The following is a 21,546-nucleotide window of genomic DNA, read 5'->3' as shown; positions in this document are numbered from 1 at the left end:
GTGGTCACGAGGAGAGCTCCGATGCGTGCGTGGCGGCGTACATGACGTTCTCGGAAGTCGCCTCCGCGCGGGCGATCTCCGCGGTGATGCGCCCTTCGCGCATGACGAGGACGCGGTCGGCCATGCCGAGCACCTCCGGCAGCTCGGACGAGATCATGAGGATCCCCATCCCCTGCCCCGCGAGCTCGGAGAGCAGTCGGTGCACCTCCGACTTGGTGCCGACGTCGATCCCTCTGGTCGGTTCGTCGATGATGAGCACCTTCGGCTTCGTGGCGAGCCACTTGGCGAGGACGACCTTCTGCTGGTTCCCACCGGAGAGTGTCGCCGCGACCGTGTCGAGGGCGTGCGTCTTGACCTCGAGCCTGGTCGCCCATTCCCGGGCAGCGCGGTTCTCGATGCCGGTGGTGAGGAACCCCAGCTTCGCGAGCTGGCGGCGGATGGAGAGGGTGATGTTGCCGCCGACGCCCGATTCGATCACGAGCCCCTGCTTGCGGCGGTCCTCGGGCACGAGGGCGAGGCCCGCACGCATGGCCTCGGTGGGTCGGCTGCGGGGGATGCGTGCGCCCTGCATCGTGACGGAGCCCTCGCGGTACGGGTCGACGCCGAAGACGGCACGCACCACTTCGCTGCGTCCGGCTCCGACGAGGCCGGCGAGACCGACGATCTCGCCCGCGCACACGGTGAAGGAGATGTCGTGGAAGACGCCGGGACTGGTGAGGTTCTCGACCACCAGCAGCGGCGCGCCGACGGTCGTCTGCTGCTTGGGGAACAGCTCGGTCACCTCGCGACCGACCATCTGGTGCACGATCTCCTCGACCGAGGTGTCGGCGATCGCGCTGGTGGCGATGTACGCACCGTCCCGCATGACCGTGACGGTGTCGCACAGCGCGAACACCTCGTCGAAGCGGTGCGAGATGAAGATGAGCGCACGACCCTCGTCGCGCAGACTCCGCGCGATCGTGAAGAGCCGCTCGACCTCGACGCCGGAGAGCGCGGCCGTCGGCTCGTCCATGACGAGCAGACTCGCGTCGAGCGAGACGGCCTTCGCGATCTCGATGACCTGCTGATCGGCGATGGACAGCCCCTCCGCCGGACGGTCGGGATCGATGGTGACCCCGAGCCGGGTGAAGAGGCGCTCGACCTCGTGGCGCATCCCCCTGCGGTCGATACGGCCGAAGCGCCCGGTCGGCTGTCGGCCCATGAAGATGTTCTCGGTGACGGACAGATCGGGGAACAGCGTCGGCTCCTGATAGATCACCGCGACGCCCGCGCTCTTGGACTGCGCGGTGGAGGAGAAGTCCACGTCCTCTCCATGGAACCGGAACACCCCGTCGTCGCGCTGGTAGAGACCGGCGACGATCTTCACGAGGGTGGATTTGCCCGCGCCGTTCTCGCCGACCAGGGCGTGGATGGACCCGCCGTCGACCGACAGCGTCCCGGAACGGAGGGCGACCACCGCGCCGAACGACTTGCGGATGTCGCGGAGTTCGAGCGCCGGCGGAGCACCGGAGGTGTCAGAGGGAATCGTCATCGATCGGACCTAAGCTGCAGGATCATCCCTGCGGATTGAATCGTTTTAAAGAGCGGAGCATCTGAAATTTATGACTCTCGCTGGCTTCCTGTCAAGTCACGGTTTGGTCGGTGCTACGTTTCAGGGACAGGTTTCGCGGATGGCGCGGAAAGGAATCACGCCGTGGTCGTCAGTGTTCGAGATGTCGCACTCGCCGCATCCGTTTCGGTCGGGACCGTCTCGAACGTCCTGAACCACCCGGACAAGGTGTCTCCCGCCACCGTCGAACGCGTCACAGCGGCGATCGAGAAGCTCGGCTTCGTGCGCAACGACGCCGCCAGGCAGCTGCGCGCAGGACACAGTCGCTCGATAGGCCTGGTCGTGCTCGACGTGCGCAACCCGTTCTTCACCGACATCGCCCGCGGCGCCGAGGAACGGGCCGCCGAGGCGCGGATGACGGTCACACTCGGCAACAGCGACGAGAAGGTCGAACGCGAGCGCGCCTACATCGACCTCTTCGAGGAGCAGCGCATCGCCGGTCTGCTCATCTCTCCGCTCGCCGACGACCTCCCGCGATTGCGACGTCTGCGCGATCGCGGCACCACCGTGGTGCTCGTCGACCGGGAAGTCGCCGACCAGAGCTTCTCCTCGGTATCGGTCGACGACGTCGGCGGTGGCTACCTCGCCGTGCAGCATCTCGCGGCGCAGGGACGACGACGCATCGCCTTCGTCGGGGGTCCGATGGGCATCCGACAGGTGGTCGACCGCCTGGAGGGAGCCAGCAGAGCCGCGAACGAGGCCGGCATCTCCCTCGAAGTGATCCTGACCGATTCGCTGAGCGTGCTCTCGGGCCGTGCCGCCGGCGAGACCCTCAGCGCACGTGCACCCGAAGATCGACCCGATGCCGTCTTCGCCGCGAACGACCTCCTCGCGATGGGGGTACTGCAAGCACTCATGATGCGCAGCAGCATCCGGGTCCCGGACGAGATCGCCCTCATCGGCTACGACGACATCGACTTCGCGGCCGCCGCCGTGGTCCCGCTCTCGTCGATCCGCCAGCCCGCCGAACTCATCGGATACACGGCCGTCGATCTGATGCTGCGAGAAGCCGGCGGTCACGCCGGGCGGGAACGCGTGGTGTTCCAGCCCGAGCTCGTCGTGCGGGAGTCGACCGCGCGACCGGCCTGAGAGCGAGCCGGTCGCCGCGTCGGGCTTTCAGCGCTCGAGGGCTTCAGCGCTTGAGCGCCTTCTTCGCCTTCTTCGCCGCTCTCTCCGCCGTCTTCCGGCGCTGCTTCCTGGCCTTCGGGTCGTTCCACATCCGCACCAGCTGATGCCTCACCGACTCACCCTTGTTGATCTGCACCGTCGCCGCTCTGCTCCCGAACACGTACGCGACGAAGGCGACGCCGACGATGAGGAGGATCTTGTTGCGCATGATGCCTGCTTTCTGGGGGGCTGCGGAGGAGCGTCGGGTCAGGAGAGCCGACGCTGGTCGTGGGCGAGGCGAGCCCGCAGGCTCGTGTGCACCGAGACGAAGGTGTCGGTGTCGCGCCCCGTCAGCACGGCGAGGTTGGCGAGGAGGCGATCGACGTGGTCGACGAGCTCTCGCGGATCGGTGTTCTGACGCGGCGTCACAGCCACGTGCAGCACAGGACGGCGACGGATGTCATTGGCGGTGACCTGCGCGGACAGAACCTCATCGCGGGTGGTGAGGGAGTTCTTCACGGCGTCGGAGACGAACGACTCGTTCACGGTCACCCGACCCAGCGGGTTCTGCGCTCCGCTGGAACGCAGCACCGTCTTCGACCGACGCCCCGCGATGCTCGTGAGCGCGAGGATCAGCAGCACGATCACGACCACGATCGCTGCGACGGCGCCGATGCCGATCCACGACAGGCCGCCACCGGCGATCGCGGTCGCGGCGATGGCCTGGTCGAGCCAGGACCGGGCGTCCTTGCCTGCCGCGGTCCAGATGTCCGACAGGGTGGGCCAGCTCATGATGGCGATGCCCACCGCACCGAGGGCGAGGAACAGCAGCCCGATGATCAGCAGCAGGATGCGGTTCAACGCACGATTCGTGTTGTTCACAGCTCGTCTTCCTTCTCGGTGGGACGCTCGATGCGCACACGGGTGCGCACCTTGTCGGTCAGCCGGTAGGTCTGCAGCTCCGCTTCGGCCGCTGCTTGCACGTCGGCCTTGTCCAGCGGCACTCCGATGCCGGGCCGCACGGTCACGTCGACGGTGCGGTGTCCGACACCGACGGTGATGCTGTCGCGGGCGAGACCCGTCTCCTCGGCGAGGTGCTGGGCCAGGGCGCTGGCGATCACGCCGTTGTCGACGACGACCGCGCGTCCACCCGCATCGAGGACATGCCTCGACAGGCGTCCCGGTGTGACGGCGAGCACGATGAAGACCAGTCCGATCAGGGCGAGCACGACGCTGCCGGCGATCACGAGACCGGCGGGCTGTGCCGTGGGCAAGCCGATCAGCCAGCCCGCCGCTGCGGTAGGACCGACCAGGAGGGCGGGCTGCGCGGCGAGGCTCAGCACGATCTCGAGTCCGATGTACGCGAGGGCGAGGATGAGCAGGACGACCGCGACGAACATCGCGACGGTTCGCGGCGAGTGCGTCTCGCGTCGGATGACGCGGCGCAGGACCGGGGTGCTCATTGCACTCGTCTCCTTTCCGGGATAACGGCACCGGTGACGGTGAGGTTGATGCGGATGACGTTGCGCCCGAGGATCGTGCTCAGGTTCTGCTGCAGCTGTTCCTGCAGTTCGCGTGCCCGCTCAAGGACGGGCACGGCCCGAGCGATCGCTGCCGTGTCGTCCAGGCTCGGGACGGGAAGGGGCGTGGCGATGCGCACGGTGACCCCGCGCGGGTGCTCCGCGACATCGACCTTCACGTCGCTGCGAGGCACCCCGATCAACGTCGCGGACGCCTTCTCGGTGACGGTGCGGTAGACGCGGTCCTTCACCTCGACGCGACCGCGGACGGCGGCCCCGCCGGCGGCGGCTCCGGAGAGCGCGCCGCCGGCGATGTGCTGGTCGGCACCCATCAGGAGGTACGCCGCCCCGTGAAGACGTCGGCGAGTCCGCGGACGTCGAGCTTGCCGGAGGCGATCCGGCCGACGAGCGCCCCGATGCCCGCGAAGAGAGCCATGAGGAGGAATCCCCAGAACCCGAACAGCAGGGCGGCGAGGGCCAGCAGTGCGCCGATCAGGGCGCCGACCGTTGTGGCGCTCATGAGACGCGCGACTCCTCGTTGTCGTCGCTGTCGTCACCGGGCACGTGCACGTCGTTGACCTCGACGTTGACCTCGACGACCTCGAGACCGACCAGACGGCTGATCGCACCGGCGACAGCGGCACGGACGTTGTTGGCGACGTCCTGGATGGGCGCCGGGTACTCGACGACGATGGTCAGGTCGGCCGCTGCCTGCGTGTCGCCGACCTCGACCTTCACGCCCTGCGCGAGGTCGGTCGCGTTGATCACGTCGCGGATGGCGCCGAAGGCGCGTGCGCCTCCGCCACCGAGTGCGTAGACGCCGGCGACCTCACGCGCGGCGATGCCGGCGACCTTGGCCACGACACCGTCGGCGATGGTGGTCTTGCCCGCGGCGTTCTCGTCGGCGGGGACGCGCGAAGAGGAGAATCCGCTCGACCGGTCGACGCGCGACGCGGAAGCGCCTGCGGCCTTCGGAGCGGCCTGTGTGAGCTCCTTCTCGGCCGGAGCGGGGGTGGTCTGGTCCTGATTTGCCATGAGGTGTCCCATCTCGATCTGAAGACCGGCCGTGGGTCCCGTGTGGAACTCCCGCCGGGAGCGAAACGCTCGCTCGGAGATAGGACGGATGTGCCGGCGGATTCGTCACAAAGTCGTTTCCGCATCGCCCGGGAGCGCTCGCCGACGGGGCACTCAGACGCCCGCGCCGCCGTACATCTCGCCGACGGGGACCGGAACGGAGAGCACATTGCCCGGTTGCGCGAGCGGGCACGCCCAAGCCGGGTCATAGGCGCACGAGGGGTTGTAGGCGAAGTTGAAGTCGAGCACGATCGTGCCACGCGCCGCATCGGATCCGAGATCGGCGCCCTTGATCGTGTCGACGAGATAGCGTCCGCCGCCGTAGGTCCCGCCGACGCCACCGGCGAGCGCATCGCGCACGGGCACGAAGAGCCCGCCGCCGTAGGTGGTCAGTCGCCAGACATCGAGCGACCCCGCATCCGGCACCTCCACGCGCCCGATCCGCTCGAAGGGCACGATGCCGTCGGTGCCGGTCGCGAAGTCGAACCCCCCGGGGTCGGCGGGGAGGATCGGCAGCTCGAAGCGCCACTGTGCGTCGTACGAGGCGATCGGCAGTCCCTCGAACAGCGCTCGGTCCTCGGGCAGCAGCGGCGTCGCCGGGTGGTGGAGCATCAGATCGTCGCGCTCGATCCGCCAGAGCTCGTGCGCTTCCTCCGCGGAGTCGGCGCCGCGCACGGCGTCGTACAGGGCGAACACCCGACGTCGCCAGTCGACGACCTCGAGGGCGGTGCGTGCAGGTGCGCTGGTCATGCCCTCAGGCTAGACGCCGTCGCGGAGATCCGGTGCGGCCCCCGTCAGGCGGTGTCGACCATCCGCGCGTAGCCCGACTCGTACGTCGGGTGTTCCAGGCCACCGAGGAGGGAGAGCAGCAGAGTCCCGTCGTACACGACGCCGCGCGGTCCGGCCGGCCCCGAATCCGGCGGCACCTGCGCATTCAGCCGTGCGGCGAGGAACCGCACGACGTCTCCGAGTGGAGCGGGGCCCTGGTCGACGGCATGCAGCACGCGAGGCGGGTCGTCCATCCGCAGCAGCAGGTCGAGGGTGCGCACAAGGTCGCTCTCGTGGATGCGGTTCGTGCGGCGGGAATGATCGACGGCCGCGCCCTCGCGCACCTTCCGCACCAGGAAATCCCGCCCCGGCCCGTAGATGCCAGCCGGGCGCACGACGACGGCGTCGAAGAGCTCCACCGCGGCCCTCTCGCCGTCGACGAGTCCGCGCGATCGCGGTGTCGTCGGCGTCGGCTCGTCCTCCTCCGTCAGAGGATGATCAGGATCCGCCCCCTCGAACACCCCCGTCGAGGAGACGAAGACCGTCCGGGCGGGAGGATCCGGGAGGGCGCACGCGAGGTGCCCCAGAGCAGTGCGGTAAGAGGTCTCGGTATCGCCGGGCGGCAGCGTGACGAGCACCGCGTCGACCCGCTCGAGAGAAGTCGGCAACGGGTGCGCCAGGTCGGCGGCGATGCCCCCGACCCCGTCGGGAAGTGCTCCCTCGGTGCGTCGGAGCGCGATCACCTCCTCGCCGCGGGCGAGAAGCAGCGGCGCGAGGCGGGTGGCGAGCTTGCCGTAGCCGACGAGGAGGGTGCGGCGGGGTGCCGGATCGAGAGCGCTCACGGAGCTCCGCTCAGCCGGCGGTCAGCACAGGGAGTGCGACGCCGTGCAGCGCATCGACCACGGGAGCGAGCTCGGGCTGCGCCGCTGCTTCCTCCAGCACCTGCTCGAGCGCCGCATCGTGGATGGGGTGCGCACGTTCGTACAGCTCGCGGCCGGCGGGAGTGAGTTCGGTGTAGATGCCGCGACGGTCGTCGGCACAGAGGATGCGCGTGAGGAGGCCTCGATCCTCCAACCGGTTCACCAGCCGCGTGGTGGCGCTGGGGCTCAGGGCTGCCGCACGGGCGAGCTGCTGCATGCGCATGTGCCACCCGTCCTGGCGATCGAGGGCATCGAGCACGGTGTACTCGACCACGGAGAGCTCGACCGTCTCACCCAGGCGCCGCTCGAGAGCAGTCTCGATCAGCCCGTGCAGCGCGGCGAGCGTGCGCCACCCCTGTGCGCGCACCTCGACGGCGTCGTCACCGATTCCCATGGCCACCCTCCGCGATAGTTGCTTGCGCCATATACTTGCGTGTGCAATCATTGTCCTTCGACGCGCAATATGCCGCGCCTGCAAACATTCCCTCCAATCTATCAGGAGAGTCGTCATGCCTCTAGGACTGATCGCCCTCGCCATCGGGGCGTTCGGCATCGGGCTCACCGAATTCGTGATCATGGGCCTGCTCCCCGACGTCGCCCGAGACTTCGGGGTCACCGAGTCGGCTGCCGGCTGGCTCATCTCCGGTTACGCACTCGCCGTCGTCGTCGGCGCACTCGTGCTCACCGCAGCGGCCACGCGGTTGCCCCGCAAGCCCGTGCTGCTCGGTCTGATCGTGCTCTTCATCATCGGCAACGTGCTCACCGCGCTCGCGGACGACTACGGCACAGCGATGGTCGGCCGCATCGTCGCCGCCCTCTGTCACGGCGCGTTCTTCGGCATCGGCTCCGTGGTCGCCGCCGGCCTGGTCGCCCCCGAGAAGAAGGCCGGCGCGATCGCGATCATGTTCACCGGCCTCACTGCCGCGAACGTCTTCGGAGTGCCGTTCGGCACCTTCCTCGGCCAGGAGCTGGGATGGCGCTCGACCTTCTGGGCGATCTCGGGCATCGGCGTGCTGGCGTTCATCGGTATCGCCCTGCTCGTGCCGCGCCTCCCCCGCCCCACCGAACAGGTGAGCCTCCGCGGGGAGCTGGCGGCGTTCCGTTCGGGACAGGTCTGGTTCTCGCTCGTCATCACGATCCTCGCGTTCGGCGGGATGTTCGGCGCCTTCACCTACATCGCCTACACGCTGACCGAGGTGAGCGGATTCGCGTCGTCCGCCGTGCCGTGGCTGCTGGTGCTCTTCGGCGCCGGCCTCGTGCTCGGCAACTGGCTGGGCGGGCGTCTCGCCGACCGCGCGATCGACCGTACTCTCCTGATCTTCATCGCCGCGCTCGTCGTCGTCCTCGCCGTGTTCGCGATGTCAGCGCAGTCCGGCATCGCGACGATCATCGCCCTGTTCCTGATGGGCGGCTTCGGATTCGGCACCGTTCCCGGGCTGCAGAGCCGTGTCATGAAGTACGCCGGAGGCGCTCCGACCCTCGCCTCCGGGGCCAACATCGGCGCGTTCAACGTCGGCAACGCACTCGGCGCCTGGGCGGGCGGACTCGGCATCTCCGCAGGACTCGGCTACACCTCCCCGATCTGGCTGGGCGCGATCCTCACCGCCATCGCCCTGATCGTGATGGTCGCCGCCGCCGCGCGTGCGCGGAGCACCGCGACCCGCGAGGCGACCCCCACCGCGACCACACCCGTGCCCGTCGACTGAGCCGCGCCCGGACCCTCACCGGCTCCTAGGCTGGCCTCATGGCATCCGAACCGGCGGACACGACATCACGACGCGTCGTGTTCCGCCGTTTCGGCGGCCCCGAGGTGCTCGAACTCGAACGTCGAGCGGTACCGCGCCCGGCCCGCGGCGAAGTGCTCGTCCGCATAGCGGCCGCCGGAGTGAACCCGGTGGACTGGAAGCTGTTCAGCGGACGGCCGATGCACGATCCCTACGAGCGCAGCCTCCCTTCGGGCAACGGCTACGACTTCTCCGGCACGATCCAGGCGCTCGGCGATGGGGCGGGCGAAGCCCGGGCTCACGACGCGCGCGGTTGGCGGATCGGCGATGCGGTGTTCGGTGGGCTCCGCTACCACGCGCAGGCGGACCACCTCGTGATCGACCCCGCCGTGCTGGTCGAGGTTCCCGCAGGTCTCGGTCTCGTCGAAGCAGGCACCCTCAACGTCACCGGCCGCACAGCCGTCGCCAGCGTGCGGTCACTGGGGATCACCGCGGGTGATGTCGTCCTCGTCAGCGGTGCAGCCGGTGGTGTCGGCATCCTCACCGCCCAGCTCTGCGTGCTGCGCGGGGCCCGCGTGCTCGGAACGGCCAGCCCGAGGAATCACCCCCTGCTGCGCCGCCTCGGCATCGAGCCTCTCCCCTACGGGCCTGCTCTCGCGGATCTGCTCCGCGCCGCCGCGCCGGAGGGCGTCACCGCCGTCCTCGACACGGTCGGCCACGGCTCGGTCGAGCTGGCTCTCGCACTCGGCGTTCCCGCCGACCGCATCAACACGATCGCCGACTACGACGCCCGCGCGCGGCATCCGGTCCGGGGCGTCGGAGGGTCGGCTGCCGGCACCGAAGAGCTCGGGATCATCGCGCAGCTGATCGCCGACGGTCGCGTCGAGATGCCGATCGACTCCGTGCACCCGCTCGAGGAGGTCAGAGCGGCATACACGAGGTCCATCGCCGGACGCGCGTCCGGGAAGATCGTGCTCACCACCGCTACGAGCCGTCGCCCCCACGAGCATCCGCCGCACGGCGGACTCTGACGACGGATGCTCGCCGCCCCACGCAGAAGCGCCGCACCCCGGGAGAGGATGCGGCGCTTCGTGCATGCAGCGGTGGTTACTCCGCAGCGGCGATCTTCTTGGCGTCGTCCGTGTTGAGCACGCGGAACAGGATCGCCGCGATCACGGCACCGACGACCGGGGCGACGATGTAGAGCCACAGCGAGCTCCACGCGAAGTGGCCGCTCACCGAGAGGCCGAGTGCGACGGCGGGGTTGAAGCCACCACCGGAGATCGATCCGACGGTCGCCGCACCGACGAACACGGTCGCACCGATCGCGAGCCCGTAGAACGAGTTGCCGGCGGTGTCCTTCGACGTGGCCGTGTTGAGCACGACCCACACCAGGATCAGCGTGAAGAGCGCCTCGACCAGGAACGCCGGGCCGACCTCGATGACCATGGCCTTCTCGCCCGCCGGCCACACGGACATGCTGACGAGCGCAGCGACCGCACCACCGACGAACTGGGCGATGAGGTAGCTGATGAAGTCGACGACGCTGATGCCGCCGCGCAGGAAGACACCGACCGAGACGGCCGGGTTGAGGTGAGCACCGGAGATGTGGCCCGTCGAGAACACGAGCACCATCAGGGTGAAACCGATCGCGAGCGGAGTCAGCGGGCTGTCGCTGTTCACTGCCGCGATGATCGCGAGGACGAAGAGGAAGGTGGCGATCGCTTCTGCGAGCGCCTTGCGTGCGGTACCGGTCATGAGAGAGCCCCTTGTCTTGGGAGTTCGAGAGAGGAAGCCCGCGCATCCGGCCGGTCCGCCCCTCGTGCGGCACCGAGGATATCGCCGCGCCGGCCGCGATTCCGGGAGCCGCGCGGACTTTCTGTGAATCCGCTGAGTACTCCGGGGCGGAGGCACGGAAGACGGCCGCCTGCCTCGTGGTCCGGTCCGGCCATGTCAACCCCGTGGTCGGAACGTTGAGCGCTCGTTTAGCCTGCTCGCATGACCACCGAGACCGCGCCGCAGGCCGAATCCCCGACCCGCCTGCGGAGAGCGATCACCGGCCCCCTCCTGTTCGCGTTCATCCTCGGCGATGTGCTGGGTGCGGGCGTCTACGCGCTGATGGGTGTGCTCTCCGAGAAGGTCGGGGGGATGCTGTGGGCCCCGCTGCTCCTGGCATTGCTGCTCGCCATGCTCACGGCCGGATCGTATGCCGAGCTCGTGACCAAGTACCCTCGCGCTGGGGGCGCTGCCGTGTTCGCGGAGCGCGCGTTCCACAGCCCCCTCGTCTCGTTCCTGGTGGGGTTCAGCATGCTCGCGGCGGGCGTGACCAGCGCGGCCGGACTCGCCATCGCGTTCGCCGGCGACTACCTTGGCACCTTCCTCGACCTGCCCACCATCCCTGTCGCGATCGCCTTCCTCGCACTCGTCGCCCTCCTCAACGCCCGCGGAATCCGCGAATCCATGGGCGCCAACCTCGTGATGACCGCGATCGAGCTCAGCGGCCTGGTGATCGTGATCGCCGTGGTGGCGGTCTTCTTCTTCGGCGGCGGCGGCGATGCCTCCCGCACCGTCGAGGGCCCTGAGGGGACCGGCGTCGCCATCGCCGTGCTGTCCGGAGCGGTCATCGCCTACTACTCCTTCGTGGGTTTCGAGACCTCCGCCAACATGATCGAAGAGGTGAAGAACCCGCGTCGCACGTATCCCCGCGCCCTGTTCGGAGCCCTCATCACCGCCGGCGCCGTCTACATCCTGGTGGGTCTCGCGAGCTCGATCGCCCTGCCGCCCGCCGAGCTGCAGGAGTCGAGCGGCCCGCTGCTGGCCGTGGTCGAGGCGACGGGAGCAGGCATCCCGTCGTGGCTGTTCAGCCTGATCGCGCTCGTCGCCGTGGCCAACGGCGCCCTGCTCACGATGATCATGGTCAGCCGTCTCACCTACGGCATGGCGGAGCAGGGGCTGCTTCCCTCCGCTCTCGGACGCGTGCTCCCGAAGCGCAAGACCCCATGGGTCGCGATCCTCACCACCACCCTCGTGGCGATGGGCCTGACACTCGTCGGCGATCTGGCCACCCTCGCCGAGACCGTGGTGCTGCTGCTCCTCGTCGTCTTCCTGAGCGTCAACGTCTCCGTGCTGGTGCTGCGTCGCGACCGCGTCGAGCACGACCACTTCCGTGTCTGGACCTTCGTGCCCGTGCTCGGGATCGCCTCCTGCATCCTGCTGCTCACCCAGCAGCGACCTGCGGTGTGGCTCTTCGGGGCGATCCTGCTCGCGGTCGGCGGCGTGCTCTACGCGCTGGCGCGCTGGAGCAGAAGACATGCGGAGAAGAAGAACGCCCCCTCCGGCGGAGAGCCCGCCGGCGACCAGAAGGAGAACCATGAGCACGCCTGAACACACGTCGGACGACGAGATGACGAGCGCGGAGAAGCGACACGATCAGCTGACATCAGCCCCCGACGCCACCGAGGCCGACGCCGCCCCCCGCGTCGAGGTCACCGAGCACGACGGCAACACCCGCATCGACATCGCCCCCGAGGCGCCGGTGCGTCCGGGCCCGGGGCCCGGCATGCCAGAGGCCGACCCCGAGGACTGAGTCCCCCTGCTCAGGGTCACGGCGCGGCGGGCGCCTCATCCACGGATGCGCCCACCCGCTCCCGGGTGCTGCCGACCGTGGCGAAACCGCGGGCGGCGAGGATGCTCTCGGTGCGTCGCATGATGTCCTCCCCCGACACCGCCGCCAGAGCACCCGCCGCCGGGATCGACGACGTCGTGGTGGCGTCCGTGACGAACTCGACCTCGAAGCCGAGGTCGGCCGCCACCCGCGTCGTCGTCTCGCAGCACTGCTCGGTGCGGATGCCGCACACCACCAGCCGGCGGATGCCGTCACGGCGCAGCCTCTCCTCGAGGTCGGTCGACGCGAAGGCGTTGATGGTGGTCTTCGTCAGCGCCGGCTCCGAGGCGAGAGGCTCGAGAGCGTCGATCACGCGCACGAACCCGTTGACCGGGTCGAACACGCCGCCGGACCCGGGCTCGGAGTGGGTGATCCAGACGACCTCGTCCCCCACGCGACGGGCATGCGCGACGAGGAGTGCGATGTTCTCGAGCACGGCGGGGTTCGCGGTGGTCGCCCAGTCATCGGCGCGCTGACGGAACGACTCCTGCGCATCGACGACGAGCAGGGCGGTGTCGGAGTGAGCGTTCATCCGCTCATCGTCGCCGGTGCCTGGTTCGTCGGCAAGGAGAGGAACCGTCGCCGAGCATGCGATTCCGGACAGCTCCGGCCACCGCGACGGCACCTAGAGCCAGCCCTTGCGCTTGAACGCGGCGTAGAGGCCGAAGCCCAGCGCGACCATCATCGCGATCGCCATGGGGTAGCCGAGCAGCCAGTGCAGTTCGGGCATGTGGTCGAAGTTCATGCCGTAGATCGTGCCGACGAGCGTCGGGGCGAACAGGATGGCCGCCCACCCCGAGATCTTCTTGACCTCGTCGTTCTGACGGATGCTGAGCTCCGTCATCCGCCGCATCTCCTCGTTCTGGCGACGCGCGACGATGGTCGACTCCACCGTGAGCGCGTTGTCGAGCACGGTGCGGAACGTGGTCGCGCGGTCGCTCACGCGCAGGGTGTGATCCAGCACGTCGCGAAGGTAGCGGCGCAGCTCCTCGCCCACCTCGTACTTGTCGGACCCGCGCAGGAGCGCCTCGAGCATTCCCGAGAGCGGCTGCGTTGCACGCTGGAAGTCGATGACCTCCCTGCCCAGGTCGTAGATGCGCTGCGTGGCGTCGGTGTCTTCCTCGAACAGCTGGCTCTCGATCTCGTCGATGTCGTTCTCGAGTCCGGCGAGCACGGGCGTGTACTCGTCGACGACCTCGTCGAGGATGGCGTAGAGCACGGCCTCCGGGCCGTGGGAGAGGAGCGCAGGGTCGGCTTCCAGGCGCCGACGGACACGACCGAGATCGGGGGCTTCCGCGTGCCGGATCGTCACGACGAAGTCCGGCCCGACGAGGACGTGCACCTCGCCGAACTCGACCTCTTCGACGTCATCGAGGTAGCGGGCGGGTCGCAGCACCATGAACAGCACGTCGCCGTAGCGCTCGAGCTTGGCGCGCTGATGACCGGAGAGGGCGTCCTCCACGACGAGCGCATGGATGCCGAACTCGTCGGCGACCTCGCGGATCTCCTCCTCGCTCGGCCGGTAGAGGCCGATCCAGCCCATGCCGCCGCGCTCGCGCATGCGCTCGAAGGTCTCGCTGAGCGTCACCGGGTTCTCGGTGCGGACGCCATCCACGTAGATCGCATTGTCGATGATCGCCATCGTCACCCCTTCGCGCGACTGTCAGTCGGAGCGGCTCACTCGGCGGCGGGCGGGGCCACGCACGGGAGCGCGGCCTCGGCCGTGCCCTGGTGGTACTGCTCCGCCGTGAACGGCAGCCCGAACTCCGGTGCCGTCTGACCAGCCGCTGCCGGGGCCTTCGACGCGATGGCGGCGAGCTCCCACGAGAGCTGCTGGGCGAACAGCGCTCCACCCGTGGAGTCGTTGAGCACGACGGCCACGGTGAATCCGGTCGCCGGGTCGGAGTATGCCGCGGTGGCGTAACCCGGGGTCCACCCGTGCTGGCCGATCATCGAGCCGACCAGGTAGGCGCCACCGGTGGCCTGGTACCAAGACGGTGCGCCGTCTCTGGCCGGCAACGGGTCGCCGAAGCGGTCAGGCTTGTCCTTCGTGCGCAGCGCCTGCTGGGCTTCGGCCTGCGCATACCGGCCGAGATCGGTGATGGTCGACACGACGCCCGAATCGGTGAAGCCCGTGCTCGACGACAGCGTGCTGATGTCGACGGGTGCCGCGCAGTCGTATCCGCCCTCGACGGCGTTCAGGAAGTGTCCGTTCAGGGACTCCCCGCTTCCCGGCTTCGCTGGGGTCGGTCCCGGCAGCGAGGTGTCCGAGAGTCCGAGCGGCTCTGTGACGTACTCCGCGATCAGTTCGGAGGCCGTCATGCCCGAGGCGCGTTCGAGAGCAAGGCCGAGCAGCAGGTAGCCGGCGTCGGAGTCGCGGAACGTCGTGTGCGGTGCGACCCGGTCGCGTGCCAGGCCGAAGCCCGCAAGCTCCAGCGGGGACCACACCCGGTCGGGGGTGTTCAGCCAGGCCGACTTCACGGTCTCCTCGGAGGACCCGGCACCGCTGGTCCCGTTGCAGAGGTCGAGGAGGGTGATACCCTCCTCGCGCATGTCAGCGACACCGGAGACGTAGTCGGCGACGTTCGCGTCCAGCTCGACCACCTTCCGGTCGGCGAGGGCGTAGAGGACGTCGCAGGTCATCAGACGGGTCACGTCCGCGATGCGGAAGGACATGTCCGTCGACAGCTCGGCTCCACCCTCGCGATCCTGAGTGCCGATGCCCGCCACCCAGCTTCCGCTCCAGGGCGCCCAGACGCCGACGATGGCGCCCGACGCGCCGGACGCGGTGATCGCGTTCTCGACGGCCGCCTGCATCGCGGCGACGGTGTCGTCAGGGAGCGAACCGTCCACCTGAGCGGGAGGCGTGTAGGAGAAGGACTCCTCGGAAGAGCATCCGGTGAGGACGAGAGCGAGCACGGCCGCCGTCGCCGTTGCGGCGCGCCACCGGCGCGACGAGAGAAGCTGCATGGATAGAACCCCCGAAGACGTGTCTCCCGAGTCTAGAGCGCCGATGCTGAAAGTCGGCCCCGCGACGGGGTCGGAGGTCGACATAGGGTGGGGAGCGTGCCCCACACCTTCGATGCAGACGTGATCACCGCCGTCCTCCGCCACATGAACGGCGACCACACCGACGACAACCTGCTCATCGCACGAGCCTTCGCCGACACCTCGGACGCGCACATCACGGACTCCGTCATGACCGGATTCGACGGCGAGGCGGGGACATGGGACATCACCCGCGACGGCATCGTGACCGAGCTGCGCGTGCCGTGGCCCGGCGGTCCGATCGCCGACCGCCCGTCCGTGCGCCGGGAGGTCGTGGCACTCTACGACGCCGCGTGCGCGCGCCTGGGCGTCGAGCCCCGACCGCACGCCTGACGACTGCGCACGCCTGCCGACTCGGACTTCCCCTGAGGTAAGGCAAGCCTTACACTTGCCTCATGCCCGAGATCCTCTCCTTCTCCGCCGCCCTGCGCGAGCGTTCGTCCGGATCGCACTCCCGCAGCGAGACCGCCGGCTTCATGTCCGACCTCCTGAAGGGCGAAGGGTCTCGCGAGGACTACATCTCGCTCGTCGCTCAGCACTACTTCATCTACGAGGCGCTCGAATCCGCAGGTGACCGCATGCGCCAGGATCCCGTGGCCTCCGTCTTCATCACCGACAAGCTCACCCGGCTCCCGGCGCTCGAAGCCGACCTCGAGTTCCTGCTCGGAGCCGACTGGCGCGAGCGGATCGTCGCCCTGCCGACGACGCAGCGCTACGTCGACCGCATCCGGCAGGTCGGCGCCACCTGGGCCGGCGGCTTCGTCGCGCACCACTACACCCGCTACCTCGGCGACCTGTCCGGCGGGATCTTCATCGGACGCGTGATGGCTCGCCGCTTCGGCTTCGAGACCAACGGCATCGGCTTCTACCTGTTCGACGACATCGCCGACCCCGCCGCGTTCAAGGACGTGTACCGCGAGCAGCTCGACGCCGCGCCGTGGGACGATGCCGAGCGCGAGCGCGTGATCGACGAGGTGCTGCTCGCCTACCGCTTCAACACCGAGCTGTTCGAAGACCTCGACCGCGCACGCGCCGCCGCCTGACCCGCGCTCAGCTCTTCGGCAGCTCCGGCGTCGATGCGGCCAGCCAGGCGTCGCGCATGAACCGACGCACGTCCTCGTCCACGCGGATGTCGCGGGGGCGCAGCGGACGCGACAGGTAGAGCCCCTCGAGCGAGGTCAGTCGGCTGAGAGCCACGTACGTCTGTCCCGGTGCGAACGCTCCGGAGCCGAGGTCGATGATCGCGCGCTCGTAGGTCTTGCCCTGCGACTTGTGGATCGTGACCGCCCACGCCAGCCGCAGCGGGAACTGCGTGAACTCGGCCACCACGTCGCGGGTGAGCTTCTTGGTGTTCTGGTCGTACGCGTAGCGGAACCGTTCCCATACGGCGGGCTCGACGTCGACCTCCTCGCCGTCGATGTCGACCCGCACGGCACTTCCGAGGATGCGCACCACCGTCCCGATCGTGCCGTTGACCCAGCGCGGCGGCTCGCCAGACATCGCGGTGTCGTTGCGCAGGAACATGACCTGCGCGCCGACCTTGAGCTTCAGCTCCGACTCGGCGGGGAGCGCGGCCTCGCCCCTCCCGAAGTCTCCGCTCACCTCTGCGCGCGCGGTCTGCTCCTTACCCGGCAGTGCAGCGAGGTGTCGACTGTTGATGCTGTTCACGATGTCGTTGCGCGTGGCGAGCGTGATCATCGGCACTTCACCCGGCTCGGGATCGGGCGGCGTCCGCGCGCCCTGGGTGTTGAGCACCCCGGCGATCTCGGCGGTGACGCGCCCGTAGCGGACGGCATTCAGCATGGCCTTGAACCCGTCGTCGGACTGGCGATGGATCTGCACGAGCTCGCGCACGTGCAGCTCCGCCCGCGTGTCGACAGCGAACAGGCCGTCCTGATCCGACTCGCCGGTCCCACCGCCACCTCCCGCCCACACCTTCGCGTCGAAGAACCAGAACGAGCGGTAGTGGTCCTGCACGTAGCGGGCCTCGTCGCCGCGCGGCGGCACGGGAGCGAGCTGATACGGGTCGCCGAACATGACCACCTGCACGCCGCCGAACGGCTCACCCCTGCGGCCCCGTGCCTGCCGCAGCGAGCGGTCGATGGCGTCCATCAGGTCTGCATTGACCATGGAGATCTCGTCGATCACGAGCGTCTCGATCGCGTTCAGGATGCGGCGGGTCGCATCGTTCTGATCGATGTCCGCATCTCCGATCAGGCCGATCGGAAGTCGGAACAGCGAATGGATCGTCTGCCCCTCGACGTTGAGCGCCGCGACGCCGGTCGGCGCGCAGATCGCGATCTGCTTCTTCGTGTTCCAGGCGAAGTGCTGAAGGAGGGTCGATTTGCCCGTCCCGGCTCGTCCGGTGATGAAGACGTGTTCACCGGTGTCCTCGATGAGCCGGAACAGCTCTTGCTGCTCCTCGGACAGGGCGGGAAGGGACACGGTTCTCACAGGGGCAGCGGACGGACAGGGCGCTCGTCCATGCTACGTCCCGGCATCCGCGCACGGCCGCCGACGCTCGGCGTCCCCCCAGGACGCCCTCCTAGACTGACGCCATGGACCGGGCACGTGCGAGCGCGCCCCGGCGCGCGCGCCTGGGGGTCGACCTGGCGATGCTCGCCGTCGTCGGCCTCGTGCTCGTCGCCGCTCTCGGGGCAGGCGGAGCCACGCTCTACCAGCAGTTCTACGGACCGTCGGCATTCGTGGTGCGCTACCTCGACCTGCTCTCCTCCGGCCGCGCCGCCGACGCGCTGCGCGTGCCGGGTGTCGCGGTCGATCGCGAGACCCTCGACGCCGCCGGCATCGATCCCGCCGCGTCCGAGGCCATGCTCCGTCACGCCGCGCTCGCCCCCCTGACCGATGTGAAGGTCACCTCCGAGGAGCCGGCGGAAGGCGGTACGGCCGTCACCGTCGACTACCGGGCGAGCGGCCATCCGGGAACCAGCACCTTCCTGATCGAGCAGGACGGATGGGCGGGCGTCACCCCGAACTGGCGCTTCACCACCAGCCCGCTGGCCGTGGTGGATCTGACGCTGCGTGGCGCAGACCGGTTCGCCGTGAACGGGTTCGAGGTCGACAGGCGCCAGATCTCGGTCGACGGGGTCGACGCCGCCTCGCTCGACCCGCTGCCCCTGCTCGTCTTCACACCGGGACTGTATGCGGTGACGGTCGACACCCCGATCTCGACCGCCTCGGGCCACGGGGTTCTCGCGGACACACCGCTGGCCATCACGCCGCTCGATGTGCAGACCGAGCCGACGGAGGCGTTCATCGACGTGGTCCAGGAGCGCGTCGAGTCCTTCCTCGCCGAGTGCACGACGCAGGAGGTCCTCCAGCCGACCGCCTGCCCGTTCGGCCTGCGGGTCACGAATCGTCTCGCGTCCGCTCCGAAGTGGTCGATCGCCACCCAGCCCCGTGTCACGGTCGCACCCGACGGCGGACAGTGGCAGATTCCGTCGACGGACGCGGTCGCCCACGTCGACGTCGACATCAGGTCGCTGTTCGACGGCAAGGTCCAGCCGCTGTCCGAAGACGTGCCGTTCCAGCTCAACGGGACGATCACGATCCTGCCGGACGGCACGGCATCGATCAGGGTCGGCTCCCCCAGCGAAGCCCCGGTCGACTGACCGGACCCCGCTTCGGCGTCAGCGCCCCTCGCGGCTGTCGCGCTCGGCGAGGGCCGCCAGCTTGGCGTTGTACTCCTCGAGCTCCGCGTCCCCGGTGCGGTCGGCATGCCGGTCGCGGCGCTTCTGCAGCTTCGTGTCGCTTCGGCTCCACTGGATCGCGACGGTGATCGCGAGGATCAGGGTGGGGATCTCGCCGATCGACCATGCGATGCCGCCCCCCACGTACTGGTCCATCATCGGGTCGACACCCCAGTCGCGCCCCATCGAGCCGAACCAGTCGGCGACCATGAGGCCTTCCTGCATCATGATGGCGATGCCGAAGAAGGCGTGCATCGCCATCACAGCGATCAGGGTGATCAGACGGCCAGGGTACGGCAGACGGTACGGGACGGGGTCGACGCCGATCAGGCTCATCACGAACAGATAGCCCGAGATCAGGAAGTGGATCACCATCCACTCGTGGCCGAGATGCTCGTACATCGACCACCGCACCAGATCGGTGAAGTAGAAGGCCCACAGCGACAGGATGAAGATCGCGGCAGCGACGAACGGGTGGGTCACGACGCGCGCGAACGGAGAGTGCACGGCCCACATGATCCATTCGCGACCACCGCGCGTGCCGTCGTCGCGCTTGTGGATCGCGCGGAGGGCGAGCGTGATGGGGGCGCCGGAGACCATCAGCAGCGGGATGGCCATCGACAGCATCATGTGGCCCATCATGTGGATGCTGAACAGGTACTCCTGGTACGCGTTGAGCGGGCCGCTGGTCACCCAGACCAGCAACAGCATGCCGAGCACCCAGAACACGGTGCGATGGATCGGCCACCGGTCGCCGCGCAGCCGCAGGCGTCGCACGCCGGCGAGGTACAGGAACAGGCCGAAGCCGGCAGCGACGAGCCAGAGCACGTCGAAGTCCCAGGCGGTGAACCAGCGCTCCAGCGTCAACTCCGGAGGCAGCGTCGAGCCGGTGAGGATCTGTGCGGGGGTCTGGGCGAAGGCAGCGACCTCACCGGTGGGCGGAGGCGTGCGTGCGAGAGCGGCTGCCGCACCCGAGGCGAGGCCCATCAGCGCGACCTCGCACAGCACCAGGAGCCAGAACCAGCCCGCAGCGCGCTGACCCGTCAGCTTGGGGATGAGGCGGGCCCGGTACCAGGCGCCCAGCAGTCCCATGCCCCCGAGGAGGGCGATCTTGGCGAGCACGATCCAGCCGTACGGAGTCGCCCACAGGGCCTCCCAGCTCCCGACCGCGACGACCGACCGCGTGACCCCCGAGAACGCCACCACGGCGAACGCGGCGATCGCCAGGGAGGAGTAGCGGCCGACGAGGCGCACGGGGTCGACGTCGGTCCGCCCCCGCAGCAGCACGAGCAGCAGGAGGCCACCGAGCCAGACCGCGGCGCCGATCGTGTGGAGCAGGATCGAGTTCACCGCCATGTTGTGCCCGGCGAGGTCTCCGGCGTGCCCCTGCGTCGCGAGGGGGAGGAAGGACGCCGCGGCGAGCAGCGCTGTGATGAGCGTGGGCGTCCACGAGCGCCAGGCGAACGCCAGCACCGTGATGATGGCACCGAAGATGGTGGTGATGAGCCAGGACTGACCCAGTGGCAGCTCCAGCAGGAAGCGGCCGAGCTGAGAGCCGAACTCGCGCTCGATGCTGAGCTTCGGGTTGAAGGCGGCCATGAAGGCCAGGAACCCGGCGAGGCCCGCGGACACCGTGAACACGGCGGCACCGACCGAGGCGATGTTCAGAGCCGCATCGAACGACCGCTCCCCCGCGCGCAGACCGAAGAGCGCGAGCACGAGCGAGCCGAGCATGACGGCACCGGAGACGTTCATGACGAGCTTGGCCACGGGCGTGCCCCAGAGCACGAACGGACCGGGGTCCTGCAGCAGGGGCGGCTTGGCCCCGCCGCCCACGAGGAGCGCCAGCACCAGGGCCACGAGGGCGGCGACGAGGAGGATGGCGACGCCGGAGACGCGATACGCCGAAATCCGACTCGTCGACTCGCTGCGGGAACTCACCCCTCCAGCCTAGGCGCGCCCGGCGATGAGAAAGCACGAAGGCCGCTCCCGTCGGAACGGGAGCGGCCTTCGAAGAGGTGCGGTCGAATTACTTGACGGCAGCCTTGAGCTTGGAACCAGCGGTCACCTTGACGCGCTTGCCGGCCGGGATCTTGATCTCGGCACCGGTCTGCGGGTTGCGGCCCGTGCGAGCAGCGGTGTCGACCTGCTCGAAGGAGATCCAGCCCGGGATGGAGACCTTGCTGCCCTTGGCAACAGCGTCGGAGACCGTGGCGAACAGCGAGTCGAGGACACCGGAGACGGTGGCCTGGCTCTGGCCGGTGGCGGAAGCGATGCTCGCGACGAGCTCGGTCTTGGTGATGGACTTGTCAGCCATGTCATCCTCCAGCGACGAAGACCGTCGCATCGTTGTGGGGTGTCGGAGCGGATGCTCCTGGTCTGTCGACCGCCTTGAATGTACCAAC

At 69.0% G+C, this 21,546-nt stretch carries 25 protein-coding genes; 8 read left to right on the top strand and 17 right to left on the bottom strand.

The annotated features are described in order from the left end of the window. Positions 1 to 4: 4 nt before the first annotated feature. Complete coding sequence (locus MOX01_RS02665; RefSeq protein ID WP_058633002.1) at positions 5 to 1,531, bottom strand: sugar ABC transporter ATP-binding protein; 1,527 nt, start codon at positions 1,529 to 1,531, stop codon at positions 5 to 7. 162 nt (positions 1,532 to 1,693) lie between these two features. Between MOX01_RS02665 and MOX01_RS02660 the strand changes: the two genes are divergently transcribed. After that, complete coding sequence (locus tag MOX01_RS02660; RefSeq protein WP_141368245.1) at positions 1,694 to 2,698, top strand: LacI family DNA-binding transcriptional regulator; 1,005 nt, start codon at positions 1,694 to 1,696, stop codon at positions 2,696 to 2,698. A 43-nt stretch (positions 2,699 to 2,741) separates the two neighbouring features. Here MOX01_RS02660 and MOX01_RS02655 read toward each other — a convergent pair whose 3' ends face one another. The 9 genes from MOX01_RS02655 to MOX01_RS02615 all read right to left on the bottom strand — a co-directional run bounded on the left by MOX01_RS02655 (position 2,742) and on the right by MOX01_RS02615 (position 7,392). Continuing rightward, complete coding sequence (locus MOX01_RS02655; protein ID WP_141368244.1) at positions 2,742 to 2,945, bottom strand: hypothetical protein; 204 nt, start codon at positions 2,943 to 2,945, stop codon at positions 2,742 to 2,744. A gap of 38 nt (positions 2,946 to 2,983) precedes the next feature. Next, positions 2,984 to 3,598 carry a hypothetical protein gene (locus MOX01_RS02650; RefSeq protein WP_046748651.1) on the bottom strand — a complete coding sequence of 205 codons (615 nt, stop codon included), beginning with the start codon at positions 3,596 to 3,598 and terminating at the stop codon, positions 2,984 to 2,986. After that, a complete protein-coding gene (locus MOX01_RS02645; RefSeq protein WP_141368243.1) occupies positions 3,595 to 4,179 on the bottom strand; it encodes a DUF6286 domain-containing protein in 585 nt (194 codons plus the stop codon). The genes MOX01_RS02650 and MOX01_RS02645 overlap by 4 nt, the downstream gene beginning before the upstream one ends. Then, a complete protein-coding gene (locus tag MOX01_RS02640) occupies positions 4,176 to 4,568 on the bottom strand; it encodes a hypothetical protein (protein WP_058632999.1) in 393 nt (130 codons plus the stop codon). The genes MOX01_RS02645 and MOX01_RS02640 overlap by 4 nt, the downstream gene beginning before the upstream one ends. Continuing rightward, positions 4,568 to 4,756: a DUF2273 domain-containing protein gene (locus MOX01_RS02635; protein ID WP_046748648.1), complete on the bottom strand. Its 189-nt coding sequence runs from the start codon at positions 4,754 to 4,756 to the stop codon at positions 4,568 to 4,570. Before MOX01_RS02635 ends, MOX01_RS02640 begins: the two co-directional genes overlap by 1 nt. Continuing rightward, entirely contained in the window at positions 4,753 to 5,271 is a 519-nt protein-coding gene (locus tag MOX01_RS02630) for an Asp23/Gls24 family envelope stress response protein (RefSeq protein WP_141368242.1), read from the bottom strand. The genes MOX01_RS02635 and MOX01_RS02630 overlap by 4 nt, the downstream gene beginning before the upstream one ends. 153 nt (positions 5,272 to 5,424) lie before the next feature. Beyond that, positions 5,425 to 6,060 carry a DUF1684 domain-containing protein gene (locus MOX01_RS02625; protein ID WP_046748646.1) on the bottom strand — a complete coding sequence of 212 codons (636 nt, stop codon included), beginning with the start codon at positions 6,058 to 6,060 and terminating at the stop codon, positions 5,425 to 5,427. 44 nt (positions 6,061 to 6,104) lie between these two features. Next, positions 6,105 to 6,920 (bottom strand): Rossmann-fold NAD(P)-binding domain-containing protein, encoded by an 816-nt coding sequence (locus MOX01_RS02620; protein ID WP_141368241.1) that lies wholly within the window; start codon positions 6,918 to 6,920, stop codon positions 6,105 to 6,107. Positions 6,921 to 6,930: 10 nt separating this feature from the next. After that, the gene (locus tag MOX01_RS02615) at positions 6,931 to 7,392 is read right to left on the bottom strand and encodes a MarR family winged helix-turn-helix transcriptional regulator (protein WP_046748644.1); all 462 of its coding nucleotides are present in this window, start codon (positions 7,390 to 7,392) and stop codon (positions 6,931 to 6,933) included. Between the two features lie 115 nt (positions 7,393 to 7,507). Here MOX01_RS02615 and MOX01_RS02610 point away from each other — a divergent pair, with 115 nt between their 5' ends. Continuing rightward, positions 7,508 to 8,704, top strand: a complete 1,197-nt coding sequence (locus MOX01_RS02610) for an MFS transporter (RefSeq protein ID WP_061015131.1) — start codon at positions 7,508 to 7,510, stop codon at positions 8,702 to 8,704. Between the two features lie 38 nt (positions 8,705 to 8,742). Continuing rightward, on the top strand, positions 8,743 to 9,753 hold the full coding sequence (locus MOX01_RS02605; protein WP_141368240.1) for an NADP-dependent oxidoreductase: 1,011 nt from the start codon (positions 8,743 to 8,745) through the stop codon (positions 9,751 to 9,753). A gap of 76 nt (positions 9,754 to 9,829) precedes the next feature. Here MOX01_RS02605 and MOX01_RS02600 read toward each other — a convergent pair whose 3' ends face one another. Beyond that, positions 9,830 to 10,480: an MIP/aquaporin family protein gene (locus MOX01_RS02600; RefSeq protein ID WP_141368239.1), complete on the bottom strand. Its 651-nt coding sequence runs from the start codon at positions 10,478 to 10,480 to the stop codon at positions 9,830 to 9,832. Positions 10,481 to 10,720: 240 nt separating this feature from the next. Here MOX01_RS02600 and MOX01_RS02595 point away from each other — a divergent pair, with 240 nt between their 5' ends. Together MOX01_RS02595 and MOX01_RS02590 are read left to right on the top strand one after the other, a co-directional pair. Continuing rightward, the gene (locus tag MOX01_RS02595) at positions 10,721 to 12,106 is read left to right on the top strand and encodes an APC family permease (protein WP_141368238.1); all 1,386 of its coding nucleotides are present in this window, start codon (positions 10,721 to 10,723) and stop codon (positions 12,104 to 12,106) included. Further along, positions 12,093 to 12,308 carry a hypothetical protein gene (locus MOX01_RS02590; protein WP_058632992.1) on the top strand — a complete coding sequence of 72 codons (216 nt, stop codon included), beginning with the start codon at positions 12,093 to 12,095 and terminating at the stop codon, positions 12,306 to 12,308. Before MOX01_RS02595 ends, MOX01_RS02590 begins: the two co-directional genes overlap by 14 nt. 16 nt (positions 12,309 to 12,324) lie before the next feature. Here MOX01_RS02590 and MOX01_RS02585 read toward each other — a convergent pair whose 3' ends face one another. From MOX01_RS02585 to MOX01_RS02575, 3 genes are all read right to left on the bottom strand, one after another. After that, positions 12,325 to 12,918 carry an isochorismatase family protein gene (locus MOX01_RS02585; protein WP_141368237.1) on the bottom strand — a complete coding sequence of 198 codons (594 nt, stop codon included), beginning with the start codon at positions 12,916 to 12,918 and terminating at the stop codon, positions 12,325 to 12,327. A gap of 93 nt (positions 12,919 to 13,011) precedes the next feature. Further along, positions 13,012 to 14,028 (bottom strand): magnesium/cobalt transporter CorA, encoded by a 1,017-nt coding sequence (gene corA / locus MOX01_RS02580; RefSeq protein WP_046748637.1) that lies wholly within the window; start codon positions 14,026 to 14,028, stop codon positions 13,012 to 13,014. A gap of 35 nt (positions 14,029 to 14,063) precedes the next feature. Then, on the bottom strand, positions 14,064 to 15,356 hold the full coding sequence (locus tag MOX01_RS02575) for a serine hydrolase domain-containing protein (protein ID WP_141368236.1): 1,293 nt from the start codon (positions 15,354 to 15,356) through the stop codon (positions 14,064 to 14,066). Between the two features lie 96 nt (positions 15,357 to 15,452). Between MOX01_RS02575 and MOX01_RS02570 the strand changes: the two genes are divergently transcribed. Continuing rightward, positions 15,453 to 15,767 carry a DUF2470 domain-containing protein gene (locus MOX01_RS02570; protein WP_113680122.1) on the top strand — a complete coding sequence of 105 codons (315 nt, stop codon included), beginning with the start codon at positions 15,453 to 15,455 and terminating at the stop codon, positions 15,765 to 15,767. A gap of 62 nt (positions 15,768 to 15,829) precedes the next feature. Next, positions 15,830 to 16,477: a biliverdin-producing heme oxygenase gene (locus MOX01_RS02565; RefSeq protein ID WP_046748635.1), complete on the top strand. Its 648-nt coding sequence runs from the start codon at positions 15,830 to 15,832 to the stop codon at positions 16,475 to 16,477. A 7-nt stretch (positions 16,478 to 16,484) separates the two neighbouring features. On the opposite strand, the gene MOX01_RS02560 is transcribed toward MOX01_RS02565, so the two are convergent. Further along, positions 16,485 to 17,879: an ATP-dependent DNA helicase gene (locus tag MOX01_RS02560; protein WP_046748634.1), complete on the bottom strand. Its 1,395-nt coding sequence runs from the start codon at positions 17,877 to 17,879 to the stop codon at positions 16,485 to 16,487. Positions 17,880 to 17,992: 113 nt separating this feature from the next. Here MOX01_RS02560 and MOX01_RS02555 point away from each other — a divergent pair, with 113 nt between their 5' ends. Beyond that, positions 17,993 to 19,063 (top strand): hypothetical protein, encoded by a 1,071-nt coding sequence (locus MOX01_RS02555; protein WP_046748633.1) that lies wholly within the window; start codon positions 17,993 to 17,995, stop codon positions 19,061 to 19,063. An 18-nt stretch (positions 19,064 to 19,081) separates the two neighbouring features. Here the strand turns inward: MOX01_RS02555 and MOX01_RS02550 are convergent, their stop codons facing one another. Both MOX01_RS02550 and MOX01_RS02545 read right to left on the bottom strand, forming a co-directional pair. Continuing rightward, positions 19,082 to 21,082 carry a bifunctional copper resistance protein CopD/cytochrome c oxidase assembly protein gene (locus tag MOX01_RS02550; protein ID WP_082108679.1) on the bottom strand — a complete coding sequence of 667 codons (2,001 nt, stop codon included), beginning with the start codon at positions 21,080 to 21,082 and terminating at the stop codon, positions 19,082 to 19,084. Positions 21,083 to 21,170: 88 nt separating this feature from the next. Further along, on the bottom strand, positions 21,171 to 21,458 hold the full coding sequence (locus tag MOX01_RS02545; RefSeq protein ID WP_017203554.1) for an HU family DNA-binding protein: 288 nt from the start codon (positions 21,456 to 21,458) through the stop codon (positions 21,171 to 21,173). Between the last annotated feature and the right edge of the window lie 88 nt (positions 21,459 to 21,546).

The organism is Microbacterium oxydans (genome assembly GCF_006540085.1).
Taxonomy (GTDB): Bacteria; Actinomycetota; Actinomycetes; order Actinomycetales; family Microbacteriaceae; genus Microbacterium; species Microbacterium oxydans.
This window is presented reverse-complemented; position numbering and strand designations above follow the sequence as displayed.